This window comes from Nostoc sp. UCD121 (assembly GCF_014222285.1).
Taxonomy (GTDB): domain Bacteria; phylum Cyanobacteriota; class Cyanobacteriia; order Cyanobacteriales; family Nostocaceae; genus Nostoc.
In genome coordinates this window covers 1-15,234 of record NZ_JACKZS010000189.1, presented here as the reverse complement: position 1 = coordinate 15,234, position 15,234 = coordinate 1, and the positions used below count along the sequence as shown (strand labels likewise).

Sequence of the window (15,234 nt, the reverse complement as noted above, 5' to 3'; positions counted from 1 at the left end):
CAATTCCCCATTCCCAATTCCCAATTCCCCATTCCCCATTCCCAATTCCCCATTCCCCATTCCCCATTCCCCATTCCCCATTCCTCAATCATGAAATTTGGTGTTGTTGTTTTTCCGGGTTCTAATTGCGATCGCGATGTTGCTTATGTAACCAGAGATTTGCTTTTACAACCAACTCGCATGGTTTGGCATCAAGAAACAGACATTGCTGATTTGGATGTCGTTATCATCCCTGGTGGCTTTAGTTACGGGGATTATCTGCGCTGCGGTGCGATCGCACGTTTTTCACCCGTGATGCAACAGGTTGTTGAACACGCTCAAAAGGGTAAATTTGTCATTGGTATTTGCAATGGTTTTCAGGTATTAACTGAAGCTAGACTTTTGCCAGGGATGTTAACCAGAAATCGGGATTTGCATTTTATTTGTGATCGCGTCCCTGTGAAAGTTGAGCGTACCAATCTCTCATGGACGCAAGCCTATACCAATAGTGAAGTTATCACTTTGCCCATTGCCCACGGAGAGGGACAATTCTACGCGGATGAAGGCACTCTCGCAGAAATTGAAGATAACGGGCAAGTCGTGTTTCGTTATGAAGGCGAGAATCCCAACGGTTCACTGAACAACATTGCCGGGATTTGCAATCGTCAGGGCAATGTGTTGGGGATGATGCCGCACCCAGAAAGGGCATCTGACGTAATGCTAGGCAATAGCGATGGCTTAAGGCTCTTTCAGGGCTTGTTAGAGAAGGTAGCCGCATTAGCGTAGCCTAGAGAAAATATGGGGCAACTAGATTAGATATTTGGCGATCGCTATCTCTAGAATAATCTTCAGAGGGCGATCGCTCCATCACATCAAGTTTTAGAATTTGCATCACGAAGCAGTCCATCGTAGATATCACTTCTACAAATTAACGCGAGAGTCAGTATTCCCCTGCCCCCTTCTTCAACACAATTACTAATTCGTAATTCGTAATTAAAATGGTTTGAGTAAAGAGCCAAATTTTTTTAAACTTATTTAAAATTAGCGGTCTACAATTAGTTGTAGATTTAGACCCCAACTAATTCAATTACGAATTACGAATTACGAATTACGAATTACGAATTACGAATTACGAATTACGAATTACGAATTACGAATTATTTTAACGTACCTCTTTAAGACTATCAATTTGCTTGGTAAACAACTCAGTGAATAAACTCAGCACAGTCCGTTCTTCGCGTACTTTTATATTGGCACTGATTGACATACCTGATTGCAATGTGACGTTTTTACCTTTAATTACTAAAGATTGTTTATCCAACGAAATTTTTGCCGGAAATCTATAAAACTGATGTGTTTGGTCTGGTGGTAATGCGTCTGATCCTATCCCCAGCACTTCCCCTTTAATATCGCCAAATTCGCTGTAAGGAAAAGAGTCAATCCTAACATCTACCTTCATACCTTTTCGCACAAAACCGATATCTTTATTAGTAATGAAAACTTCAGCTATATAGTTTTCCTTTGGGACAATTTGTAGCATTTTTGTCGTCGGGTTCGCTACAAATCCAGGGTTTTTTGCTTGTAAATCGAAAACTGTTCCAGCTACAGGCGCACGAAGTTCTTGATACTTAACGTTTAATTGTGTTTGAGAGATTTTGCTATTGACATCTGCCAAACGCTGTTCATTATCTAGGATAACTTTCATGAATTGGCTATCAATTGCGGCAATACGCTGTTTGTTATCAGCTATCTTATCCAAAACGTTTTTATCAGAAACAGCCACCGTATTGCTTAATTCTTGTTGCCCCTTTTCTATATCAAACTGGAGGCGTTTTTCTTCCTCACCTAATTGTGCTACTTCCGCCGTGCGGTTTTGTACTTCTTGTTGCTGGTTGAGATACTGAAGTTGAGAAATACCACCTTCTTCTGATAATATTTTCAGTTTATCTAAAATACCCTGTTGAATGGCTAAACTCGCTTTACTATCTTCCAGCTTAAATTTATTTTGAGCTAGTTGTTTTTTGATTTTTTCTACTTCCAACCCTGCCGCAGCAGAGCGAGAATCTAATTCTTTTTTGGCAACTCGTAGACGTTGTTGCTCATCAATCCCTAAAGTAGAATCTCGACCAGAGTTTCTTAATTGAGTCCGTAGTAAGTCATTTTCTTCTACTAACGCTACTCGACTTTTCAGCAGAAAAGCAGTTTCTTGTGGCAAATTACCGCGCAAATATAACAGTTCAGATCCCGCAGCAGTACTTGCCCCCATTAATCGCCGATAAATTTGATTTTCTTTAATTAATGCAATACGGATTTTATTCAAAGAATTTAATTCGGCAACAGTGGCTATGGAATCAAAAGTCAGCAACAAATCCCCTGACTTTACCTCTTGTCCATCTTTCACATTAACTGTTTTCACAACTCCACTAACAGGAGCCTGAACTTCTTTGATTGTTCCTTGCGGCTTTAATTGCCCTGTTGCTGGCACTACTTGCTCAATTTTCGCAAAATAAGCCCAAGCAATTCCAAAGCAGGCTAACCCCATGAGAGTAACCATAATTGCCCGCGACCAAACTGGAGATTGACGCAAGACAATTGCTTGCTCAAATTCCTCACTACTGGAGTTAATTAAAGACTCTTGAGCAGCTTTCTGTTGTTTTGTAAGTACCGGTGAATCTTGCTTGACTCCATTTTTCTGATTCCCATTTTTCTGATTGCCGTTGTGGTGATTCCCATTAAGTTGAGTCATAACGATTTTGGGTTTTAGATTTTAGATTTTGGATTTGTTTTTGGGTGGACACTGTTCAAATTATGTAATGCTATGCCGCCAAGAATAACTAACTACAAGTTCACATCTTGTTGCTGATACAGATAATAATAATGACCTTTAGTGGCCATTAATTCTTGATGGCTACCTTGTTCTATAACCCTACTATTATCCATCACAACAATCATGTCTGCATTACTGACCGTATTTAATCGATGGGTAATAAAAAATACTGTATCACCCTTAAATGCTTTGGCTAAATTGAGACATATTTGCCGTTCTGTGGGATAGTCTAGGGCGCTAGTTGCTTCATCTAAAACTAATAATTTTGGTCGTTGTAAAACAGAACGAGCGATCGCAATTCTTTGTCTTTGTCCACCTGAAAGTGCCGAACCGCGTTCTCCCACCCGCGTGTTGTAACCGTTGGGCAAGTTCATAATAAACTCGTGAGCGCACGCAACCTGAGCCGCTTCGATAATTTCTTCGGTTGTGGCATCGGGATTCGTCAGAGCAATATTTTCTTGAACGCTACCGTCAAACAACAATGTTTCTTGGGGAACTACGCCAATTTGTCGTCGCAGTGAATAAAGCTCGACTTTGGCAATATCATAACCATCAATCAAAATTCTGCCGGACTCAGTTTCGTAAAGTCTCAGCAGCAATTTCATCATCGTACTTTTACCCGATCCACTCTGTCCGACGATGCCGATAAATTTCCCTGGCTGAAATTCGAGGTTGACGTTGGAAAGTTGCAGAGGGCCACTCGTCCCAAATCGAAAGGAAACATTTTCATATTTTACTGCTCCCTTAATCGTTGGTAAGGGTATGTTGTAGCGATCTGTTTCTCCTTCTTGTGGCGTATCGACAATATCGCTTAAACGTTCTAGAGATAAGGCTGTTTCTTGGAAGCTTTGCCAGAGTTGAGCTAAACGCAATATTGGGCTGGTGACGTAACCGGATATAATTCTAAAGGCAATTAGTTCGCCTAAAGTTAATTCTTGTTGCAGTACTAAATAAGCTCCTACCCACAAAACCAGTAAACTGCTGAGTTTGTTGAGAAAGTTACTGGTGGAGTTAGCCAGGGTGGAAGTTACAACTGTTTTAAAACCAGCAGCGACAAACCGAGCGTAACGCTCTTGCCAAGAAAAGCGCGATCGCAATTCGATATTTTGCGCTTTAACGGTTTGAATTCCTGACATCACCTCCACTAAATAAGATTGAGTTTCGGCATTGCGTTCGGCTTTAGCACGTAACTGTCTGCTAATGGTGGGAGAAGCAATTAAGGTAATCACGATAAACACAGGAATTGTGCTTAAGCCTACCAAGGTGAGTTGCCAACTATAAATCAGCATTACACCGATATACACCACCGAGAACAGAGCATCTAATCCCACTGTTAAAGCAGTACCAGTCAAAAATTGGCGAATATTTTCTAATTCGTTGATACGAGTCGAAAGTTCACCCACCGGTCGGCGTTCAAAATAACGCAGTGGTAAACGTAATAAGTGGTCGATAATTTGCGATCCTAAACCCATATCGATCCGGTTAGTGGTATCGACAAATAAGTAAGTTCGTAAGGTAGTCAGTACTGCTTCAAATAGTCCGACTACTAATAGTAAAATCCCCAAAATATGTAGTGTGCCAATACTATTTTGAGTGATAACTTTGTCGATAATTAACTGAACTACCAGAGGATTTGCCAAAGCTGCCAACTGCACGAAAAAGGAGGCAATAAAAACCTCGATCAACACTCGACGGTGCTTTGACAAATATGGCAAAAACCACCGTAAACTAAAACGTTCTTGGGGTGTTTGGTTGGTAGCACTGAGCAGTAATACTTTAGCTTGGGGCGGAAAGTTGGTTGGGTCAACATCTAATTGTTCAACCAATTGAGCAGGTTTACAGCGCACAATTCCTTTGGATGGGACACCCACAACCACGGTATTTGCATCTGCCGCATATAAAACTGCAAAATTATCACCATAGCGAATCAATGCTGGTGTAGGAATACGCGTTACTGAGGAGACTGGTATTTCTATTAACTGTGCCTTGAGTCCGATTAATTCTGCCAGGTAAGCAGTAACCTGAAACGATATAAGACCCTGACGTTTGACTTGCTCAGTTAAGATGCGGCGAACCACTTCTCGACGAAACGGTATTTCTAGGTGCTTCGCAATCATTTGGAAGCAGGCGAAGGCTGTATTTAATTCTCCCTTACCACTAAAAAACGGGTATTTTTGTTTTGACGAACTCTTTGAGGTATCGGGGACTGGCTGGGGAACGATTTCGTCTGATGCGTAAGGGATATCTAATTCATCGTCGTCTTGGCTATCTACTTGGATGTTATTTACCGCCAGTACTATCTGATGACTATCTTCTAAGATCAAATCTGAGGGATGGATACCAACCAACCTGGAAGGGTTTTGACCTATGACCTGAATCTTGTCTCGGTCGTCGTCTGCTTCTAGGCGATCGCCAGGTGATAAATTCGTGACTGTACCACCGCCACTTACAAACCAGACCTTTGCGCTATCCAGTTGGTTAAATGCAGTTTTTCCTGGAGGTAAGTAATGGATTTTTGCCTGCGGTAAGGCTTTTTCTGTAAGTTCTCTGAGATTTAAAGTTGCGATCGCTTGCTTTTGCCAATAGGAGCCGAGAATATCAAAAACTTCTATCAAATAACTGCGATTCTTGCGAGCTTCGGCAAAAGCTGGGTATGAAGCGAGAAAACTAAAATATGCCGATGCACTCAAGGTTAAACATACTACTTCGGTAGAGGCGATCGCAGTCTCGCAGGCAACATCACGCAACAAACTAATTTCGCCGATAATTTCTCCAGGTTGCAGCAATTTTAGGGTAATTGGCATTTGCGTCTGGGGGTCGTATCCCAGGAGGCGCACTTGTCCCTCATAAATAATGGTGATGCGTTCCGGGAGACTTTCTTTACCAATGATTTTTTGACCTATGCGATAGCGCCAGGCTTGCAGTTGTTCTGATAGATTAGCGATCGCTCCATCGGGTAACTGTTCAAACCCTTCTATGGTAGTGATAAATTCGGGAAAAGTGTTCTTAATATAACTCATATAAAACAACTAAAAGTGATGAATTGAAGTCGAAAATATTAGGGAGTATCTCTTTTACTAACAGTGGTAGTGTTTGGTTTTATGCTAATAGTGGCAAGACTTCTGTACAATTAAGGTGCCTAAATATGTAATAGTACAGAGGATAGTTTCGTCTAATTTCAGACTTGTATTTATATCACACGGTTACGATTTTAATGCGTTTCTCAAACCAAAGCATAATCTCAATAGTATCGGGGACAAGTTATCACTTGGTTAACGATATATAATTTATACAAACTTAAAATCAATATTTAAGTATCGCAAATATGTAAGATGGATACTCTACTCAGCACCAAACTAAGATACATAAAGATGGTTGTTAAATTTAGTGTCGCATATTTTAATTTATGATAATCAACATGGAAATATCACAGATGCCTTCCTAAGTAAATACCCTAGTTAAAAATCATGTAATAAAAAAAACTTTAAATTTCTGAATTATTTTTTACATCTTCTTGAATATAGGGATTGACAAAATCACTAATGGCGAAGGATAGTGAATTTTCCTTGTTAAACAGTGCCATACCCGAATTTATGAAATAATTATCTCTTACTTTTTTGGTAGCTTAATTTAATAAAAATTAACTGCAAAATCAAAGGTGAAGATTTATGATCACCCTAGAGGAATCAACTATTAAATTTATGAAGGAAAGACAATAATTGCCTTCAGTAAATTCACTAATTTAATCCATATTGAGTCTCGTTAATAGCTGTGCATAAAAAACCTCATCTTGTAACTTGGATAAGATTGTTTGATTTATCTAAGTAATTACTCGTGCTTAATATTAGACAGGACTGATACCAAAATTTACCTGTACAATCATATCGTTGTAATTTTTATCACCACAACGAGACGCTGGGTGAACGCAGGGAAGGGGCTGGGGGTTAGGTCTGTATTTCACGCAATTGATAACCGCTATAGTACTTATGCAAAGGTTTTTTAGTGATCGCATTTACACATATATCAAGCCGCCAGTGGAAGTTATTACCCGCAAATAAAACAACCCCATCCCACAAGTGAGATGAGGTTGGAAAGCTATAACTAAAACAGAATTAAGAAATAACTTTAATCAGGTAACGAAGTTTAAAGAGTCAGAAGTGAGAAGCAAAACAGGCTTTATATCTGGCTTATAGAGTTAGGTTTTTTACTTCACTGAGTTACTTTCTGCAATAATTTGATCTATGCAAGACTTCATTTTTTCAGACACAGATCGTACATGGGGTTCTTTAAAAATGGAATTATGAATCCCAGAAATATCATAAATATCCACTCCCCCTAATGCCAATTTCCCCCAACCCATTTTGGAATCAGCCTCTCGTTGTCCAACGACAAGACCATCTTCTGTTCGGAATACCGTTGCTTTACCTGAGTAAACTTGTAAAGCATATTTTCTTAGTGCTTGTATAGTGGCATGTTCCACCATAAATTTCCGGTTGGAGTAAGGTAAGGGGCGACCGAGAATCAAGTGAAAGTGAAAGACAAAGCGCCAGAGTATCTCTTTGATTTGATACTTAAACCGTTCTGTATTTCCTTTTACCTGCTCAATAAGATAGTTAGATGCAATTGCTAAAAGACTGTTCCAATCACGAGAGGCTGGCTTTTGCAATGATATAGATTCAGTATTTTTTGAGCCATAAGTATCAAATAGAACTAGCAAAGCTACTTCCTTACCTTGTATGGTCAATTGCCGAGCCATCTCGTAAGCAATTAAACCCCCAGAAGAGTATCCACCGATTAAATAAGGCTCACGTGGCTGAATAGTCTGGATTTGTTGAATGTAGTGCGCTGCCATGTCTTCAATTCGGGTATAAGGAAGCTGTTTTCCATCTAACCCTTGTGGTTGTAGTCCATAAAATGGTTGATCTGATCCTAAATGCACAGCCAATTCACGAAAACGTAGAACTTCTCCACCTAAACCATGTACACAGAAGAAAGGAGGCTTAGAACCGTTGGGCTGAATAGCTACTAAAGATGACCAAGGAATTGATGTTTCAGATTTGACATCAACTGTTAGCACCGCCGCAATCCCAGGTTTTGAGCATATTTCTCGCTCAACAATATTAGCTAACTGCTCAATAGTTGGGGCTTGCAAAAGGATAGATAGAGCTAGATTTTTACCCACTATTTTTTCAATCTGAGAAAATAGACGTACTGCTAGCAGTGAGTGTCCACCCAAATCAAAAAAGTTATCTGTTATTCCAATCGGATGAATTCCTAAAACATTTTCCCAGATTTCTGTTAGTTGAAGTTGTAATGGATTTTCTGCTGTAGCAAATATTTTTTCTCTTTCAGCATTAGCTGGATTGAGAGCAAGTAAGGCTTGACGATCAACTTGACCATTAGCATTCAACGGCAGAGAATCAACTATGACAAAGGTAGGCAACAAATGCTCAGGTAGCTTTTGCTGGAGAAAACTCAGTAGTTGCTCACTCCCAATCGTCTCGTCTTGTTTGGGGACAAGATAAGCAACTAAATATTTATCTCCAGAAACATCTTCTCTGGCAATCACCACAGCGTTCTGCACGCCTGGATACTGATCCAAAATTGTCTCAATTTCTGTCAACTCAATCCGAAAACCGCGAATTTTAGCCTGATTATCTCGGCGGCCAATAAACTCAATATTGCCGTCACTTAAGTAGCGTCCAAAGTCGCCACTTCTGTAAAGGTATGACTCAGATTCGCTGCTAAAGGGATTAGGGATAAATTTCTCAGAAGTTAATTCGGGACGGTTAAAGTAGCCTTGGACAATACCAATACCACTGATGTAGATTTCGCCAGTAACGCCAATTGGCAGGGGTTGCAATCGCCGATCGAGAATGTAGATTTGGGTATTAGCGATCGCTTTTCCTATAGGAATTTCTGACCGAGTGTTACTGGCTTCAGTGGCAGTTGCCGGATCGTAAACCGTGGCGGTTAAAGTCGTTTCTAGCGATCCATAGCCATTAAGCCAACGTACTTGCTTGCCAACTTTTTCTACCCAAGCTAAATAAGCATTACGTGAGACTTTTTCACCACCAACCATCATCAAGCGTAAGCTGACTGGCAAGGTTTGTGGAGATAGAGACGGTTCTTTAATTAACTGATGCCAAAAATAAGTAGGTAGATTAACAACGGTAATCTGTTGTTGAGCAATGAATGGGAAAAACTGCGCTGTGGATTGTAGCTCTTGAGACTGGAGAATTACAGTAGCACCAGCAATCCAAGTGGGGAACAATGATTCAATGAAAGAATTGCAAGTGATACTAGGTAAGAGTAGGAGGCGATCGCTCTGAGTCAACTCCCAAGTGTCACTGATTGCTAGGCTGTGGGTGACAAGACTACGGTGAGTAATGGCTATACCATTGGGTTTTCCATTGCTGCCGGACACATATATCACACAGGCGAGAGTCTGATCTGTGGTATAGTAATCTTGATTTTCTGTTGTGTGTAGTGCAATCGCTTCCCAATCATTATCTACACAGATAACTTTTACCTGATGCTCAGAGAACTTCTCAACCAATGAGCTTTGGGTTAACAATAAGGATATTTGGGCATCTTTTAAAATGAAAGACAGACTATCTTGCCCAGATGTCGGAGCTATGGATACGTAAGTTCCCCCAGCTTTCAAAATACCCAACAGCCCCACAATCATCTCTAGCGAAGGCTCTACATAAAGACCGACGAGTACCCCCGATTTTACCCCTAGAGTTTGCAAATAGTCGGCTAATTGATTTGCACGCTGGTTGAGTTCCTGATAGGTTAGTTGCTGATTTTCAAAACTTACTGCAATATTATCTGGAGTTCGTTTAGCTTGAGCCTCAAACCACTGATGAATACAAGTATTCTGCGGATAATCAGCCTGTTTGCCATTCCAGTCAACCAATAATTGATGCTGTTCAGGTGCTGTCAACAGAGGTAATTCAGATATCGGCTGATCGGCATTAGCAACAATGCCTTCAAGTAAAGTTTTGAAGTGTCCCAACATTCGCTCTATGGTACTGGCATCAAACATCTCGGCATTGTAATCAAATACCATACCTAGACCATTATCCTGTTCCCGCAAGACTAATGTCAGATCGTATTTGGTTTTACCATGATAGATGTAACCAAATAGAGAAGTAATAGTCAAATCAGGTAGTTGCAATGCCCCCATACCACGACCATTTGACCAAGGAGGATTGAGGGAGAACTTTACTTGAAACAAAGATGAACTGTTCCGACTTTGTTGTTCTGGTCTAAGTTCTTCAATTAGTCTCTCAAATGGTAAGTCTTGATGGCTATAAGCCTCTAAGCAATCCTTACGCACGCGGTCTAACAATTGTCGAAAAGTTGGATTCCCTGCTAAGTTACCCCGCATTACAAGAGTATTAGAGAAAAATCCAATCAGCCGCTCGGTTTCTACTTGTCCCCGGCTCGCACTTGCAAAGCTAATCAGTAGGTCTTCTTGTCCAGAATAACGGTAGAGCAATAGCTCAAACACTGTCAGCAGAGTCATGAACAGGGTAACACCCCATTTTTGACTCAGGTCTGTCAGGGCATGGTTCAGCGTCTTTGATAGCAGCAGGGCAGCGCGATCGCCTCGATATGTCTGCACACCATGAGGACGCAGATGATCGTAAGGTAACTCAATGATCGGTAAATTGCCTTCTAGCTTTTGCTTCCAGTAGTTTACCTGTGACTCTAAAACCTCTCCTTGGAGCCACTGATATTGCCAATTGGTAAAATCGGCATACTGCACTGGTAAAGGAGTTAAAGGAGAAACATTTCCCGCCGACAATGCTTTATAGATGGTAGTGAAGTCTTGATAAAATATATCGGAAGAAGCTCCATCACAAACTATGCAGTGCATATTCCAGATTAGCAGATGCTCGCGATCGCTCAACCGCAGCAGCAGCAACCGCAAAATCGGTCCATTGGCGAGATCAAAGGGTTGATGAGCTTCTTTAGTTGCCAGTAAGAGAGCTTCCGCCTCTCTTTTTTCATCTGGTATTTGCCGCAAGTCAATTATTGGCAGCGTCAAAGAAACATCAGTGGCGATGACTTGAGTAGGTTTTCCATTCACTGCTGGAAAAGTTGTCCGCAGAACTTCATGGCGGCGGACGACTTCTCGCAAACTTTCCTCTAAGAAAGCAACATTGAGATTCCCCGTAAAACGCACCACAACGGGCATATTATTTGAGGAACTATTAGGTTCAAATTGATGCAGGAACCATATCCGTTGCTGACCAAAGGAAAGCGGCAAGTTACCATTCCGTTCACAAACGACAATTGGGGGAATCTGTGAACTGGCAGCTGTAGTAATTTGTCGGAGAAAGTTGATGATTTCGGCTTTTTGAGTTTTTAACTCGGTGAGCAATTCCGGTGTGAGACTATCTTTTGCTGCTCTATAGCGTAAGCGATCGCCCTCTAACCAAAGTTTGACATCGCGCTGACGTAGTTCAGAGAGTAGTTCATCTAATGTTTTCATAGCTCACCTTCCTCATAATCATCGGCGGTTTCACTATCAGCAGCCTGAACACCTTGGGTTGCCCAACGCAGAGTTTCCACTCGTTCAGCTAAATCTGCTACCGTTGGCAATTCAAATAAATTGGACATGAGAATTTCTACTTGCAAGGCTTGGCGCAGTCGAGAAACCACTTGAATTCCTAGTAGAGAATATCCACCCAGTTCAAAAAAGTTGTCGTAAATCCCAACCTGCCTGACATTCAAAACCTGTGTCCAGATATCTGCAATTTGCTGCTCAATGGGAGTGCGAGGCGCTACATAATTTGCTTCCAATTCTGGACGGAAAGAATCAGGCTTTGGTAGTGCCCGACGATCAACTTTGCCGTTAGCATTTAGCGGCAAGGCTTCCAGTGCCATAAAAACCTTGGGCACCATATACTCAGGAAGCTGCTGTTTTAAGAATCGACGTAACTCGGAGATTATTTGCGGGCTATCTTGGCCAATTTCTGCGATAAAATAACCAACCAGTAATTTCTCACCAGGAGCATCTTCTCGAACAATTACTACCGCTTCTTTTATTGCCGGATATTGCAAAAGTGCAATTTCAATTTCACCCAACTCTATGCGGAAACCGCTCACTTTTACCTGATTGTCAATCCGACCCAGGTATTCAATCTTTCCATCTGGCAAATAGCGAGCTAAATCTCCACTTTTATATAAGCGTGATTGAGTATCTGAGCTAAAGGGATTGGCAATAAATCTTTCAGCCGTCAGATCCGGGCGATTGAAATATTCTCGTGCTAAACCATCGCCACCAATATACAACTCACCTGTGATTCCAATTGGAACGGGTTGTAAATGGGAGTCTAATATATAAACTTGGGTATTAGCAATGGGGCGACCAATAGGAATAGAAGCCCCTGGTTTTAGTGGTGCTGTAATGTCATAACAGCAGGTAAAAGTTGTACTTTCTGTCGGCCCGTAACCATTAATTAGTTTACAGTTTTTTACTGTGTTAAGAAATTTCTGGACATGGGTAACGGATAAAACATCACCACCTGCTAACAGTTGACGTAAGGGTTTTAAAGCATCAATTTTCTCATCGACTATTAGATGGAATAAACCCGCCGTTAGCCATAAGGTTGTCACCTGATATTGCTGAATAAATTGTCCTAATTCGTCTAAAGATGGAGTATGGGGAGGAAAGATTACTAGTTTTCCACCGTTAAGCAAACAACCCCAAATTTCAAAAGTTGAAGCGTCAAAGGAGACGGGACTAATTTGCAGAAATACTTCTTTGGTAGTAAGGCTTACATAGTTAGTCTCTTTAACTAATCTAACTACACTTTGATGGATAACACTAACACCCTTGGGTTGACCTGTAGAACCAGATGTGTACATTACATAAGCCAAGTTATTAGCTTTAACACTAGTAACTGAATTCTCTGGTGTTTTTTGGTTGATAGTATCCCAGTCAGTATCTAGACAAATTACACTTGCTGTGTGAGCAGGTAGTTTGTCAATTAGCTGTTTTTGGGTCAACAGTAATTTGATCTGGGTGTCTGAAAGCATGAAAGCCAAACGTTCTTGCGGATACCCCGGATCTAGGGGGACATAGGCTCCACCTGCTTTCAAAATCCCTAAAAGACCTACTACCATTTCTAAGGAGCGATCAACGCAGATTCCCACAAGCACATCTGCACCTACTCCTAGTGTTTGCAGGTATTGCGCTAATTGATTGGCGCGAATATTTAACTCTTGGTAAGTAAGTTGCTGTTCTTGAAATACCAACGCCACAGCATCAGGGGTGCGTTCTACCTGCTCCTCAAATAACTGATGAATAGATTTATCTCGGGGATACTCTGTTTGAGTCTGATTCCATGTTGATAATAACTGTTGCTCAACTGCTGGTAAAATTGGCAATTTAGCAATACTTTGATTGGGGTTAGCAACTATACCCAATAACAAAGTTTCAAACTCTGCCATCCGGTGGCGAATAGTGTCAGCGTCAAATAAATTAGTGTTGTACTGACATTCCAGGGTCATCTGACCACGTAATTCCGTGGCGTTGATGAACAGTTCAAAATTCTCGAAGGAACGGGGGTTAGAGAAAAATTCTACTTCCAACCCAGTGAAGGGGAGTTTATCACTATCTAAACCCTGATCGATATTAAATGTAATGGGAACTAGGGGAATACGGCTAGAATCCCGTGCCAAAACTAATTTTTTGACCAGACTACCAAAGGTAAATTGTTGATGATCGTAAGCATCTAAGACAGCCGATCGCCGCGATCGCAAGTAGTCGCTGAAAGATTTTTCGCCATCAATCTGGCTACGCAATGGTAATAAGTTTACACAATGTCCTACGAGATTATATTGCCCCAAAGCAGCTTGTCCGGCGGCTGGAATACCAACAACCAAGTCGTTTTGTCCTGTCAGACGGTGCAGCCAAACTTCAAACCCTCCCAGGATAGTAGTCATAAAGCTACAACCAAGTTTTGTCCCTAGTTGTTTGAGGTTGGCAACTAGTTCGGGGCTTAAATGCCAATCTTCACGGGCAGCGTTAAAGGTTCTGAGTGGTGGACGGGGGCGATCGCTGGGGAAATCTACAACAGGTACAGAGTCAGCGAATTGTTCCAACCAATATTTTTCTGTGGCGATCGCTTCTGGACTATCCGCCTCTTCTTCCTGCAAAATCGCATATTCACTTAAATTGTCTGGTTCTTCCAATTCAGGAACAATCCCCTGTTGCAAGCCAGAATAAAGTTTACCCAAATCTGGCATCAGCACTGCCCAAGACCAACCATCACAAATAATATGATGTGCCGTCAAAGTAGCTAGATGCTCGTGCGCCTGCAATTTGACAATTTTTGCCCGAAATAGCGGCCCATGTTCCAAATCAAAAGGTTGCTCTACCTCTTGCCGCAAGATACTAGCTAATTTTTCCTGTTGTTCTTGTGGTTCCAGGCTAGAAATATCAATAACAGGGATTTCAATTTGCCGAGAAGCAACAATGCAGAGTGTATTGCCATCCGTGCTAAAAGTTGTCCGCAGTGCTTCATGACGTTGTACTAACTTTTCCACCGCAGACTGGAAAACTTTGACATCAAGTTCGCCTTTTAGTCGCAGAGATTGGGATTCGTTATAAGCACAATTGGCAGCATCCCCCATTTGTACAGAAGCCCAGATTTCTTTCTGTGATTCTGTAGCAGGGGCGGTTAGAAGTAATTCTCCATTTGCAAATGGATCAAAATCAACCGCAGTTAAACTGGATTGGTAATCTACAGGTAATAAGCTCATAAAATTCTATTATTTTCTCAGTTTATTCAAAGTAAAATTTAATTTTTTCTTGGAAAATCATTGTCATTTAAATTCATTGTTTAGCCAAGATTCTAGACTTTAAATAATTACGCATTGGAACCTCTACAAATCTATATGTCAATGATGCGGCCAATATGATAATCATAAGAAATACTCCTAAAGATGTCAAGGCTTCATGCTCTGTGAATCCTTTACCAAAAGCATAGTTGAATTTATAAAACCACAACATTTTTAACAATTCTTGAACAAACCAATGAACCATGTAAATCGAGTAAGATATAGTCCCGAAATACAGCATCAACCGTGAATTTAAAAACTTCGACACTAGACTATTATTGTTGATAGATACAGCTAAAATTAGGAGAGAAAAAGCTGGCAAAATTAGCCAATCATGAAGACTACGCCAATAAGTCCAGTAGTAATTCATAATCATAATTATCCAAGTTATAGCTATAATTGCTAGGATATTAAGATTAAAATAATTTCTATAATTACCTCTGCGATAGATTTTATAAGTTATAATGCCGAGTATGCACTCTAGCCCGCACCTCGCTATGGAAGGTATGCCAATAATACTATCTAAGTTTCCACGGGTAAAAGCGATTAGTAGTAATATACTTAAG

The 15,234-nt window shown here is 40.9% G+C and carries 5 protein-coding genes and 1 pseudogene; 1 reads left to right on the top strand and 5 read right to left on the bottom strand.

What is annotated here, in order from left to right:
* Positions 1-90: 90 nt before the first annotated feature.
* The gene (gene purQ, locus GNF10_RS28410; RefSeq protein WP_185581642.1) at positions 91-765 is read left to right on the top strand and encodes a phosphoribosylformylglycinamidine synthase subunit PurQ; all 675 of its coding nucleotides are present in this window, start codon (positions 91-93) and stop codon (positions 763-765) included.
* Between the two features lie 376 nt (positions 766-1,141).
* Here purQ and GNF10_RS28405 read toward each other — a convergent pair whose 3' ends face one another.
* The 5 genes and pseudogenes from GNF10_RS28405 to GNF10_RS28385 form a co-directional block, all read right to left on the bottom strand.
* Complete coding sequence (locus GNF10_RS28405; protein ID WP_185581641.1) at positions 1,142-2,725, bottom strand: HlyD family efflux transporter periplasmic adaptor subunit; 1,584 nt, start codon at positions 2,723-2,725, stop codon at positions 1,142-1,144.
* A gap of 92 nt (positions 2,726-2,817) precedes the next feature.
* Positions 2,818-5,826: a peptidase domain-containing ABC transporter gene (locus tag GNF10_RS28400; RefSeq protein WP_185581640.1), complete on the bottom strand. Its 3,009-nt coding sequence runs from the start codon at positions 5,824-5,826 to the stop codon at positions 2,818-2,820.
* A 1,184-nt stretch (positions 5,827-7,010) separates the two neighbouring features.
* On the bottom strand, positions 7,011-11,312 hold the full coding sequence (locus GNF10_RS28395; protein WP_185580943.1) for a non-ribosomal peptide synthetase: 4,302 nt from the start codon (positions 11,310-11,312) through the stop codon (positions 7,011-7,013).
* Positions 11,309-14,590, bottom strand: coding sequence for a non-ribosomal peptide synthetase (locus GNF10_RS28390; RefSeq protein ID WP_185580944.1), 3,282 nt, complete (start codon positions 14,588-14,590; stop codon positions 11,309-11,311). The genes GNF10_RS28395 and GNF10_RS28390 overlap by 4 nt, the downstream gene beginning before the upstream one ends.
* 73 nt (positions 14,591-14,663) lie before the next feature.
* Positions 14,664-15,234 (bottom strand): annotated as a pseudogene (locus GNF10_RS28385) (acyltransferase family protein); the annotation flags it as partial.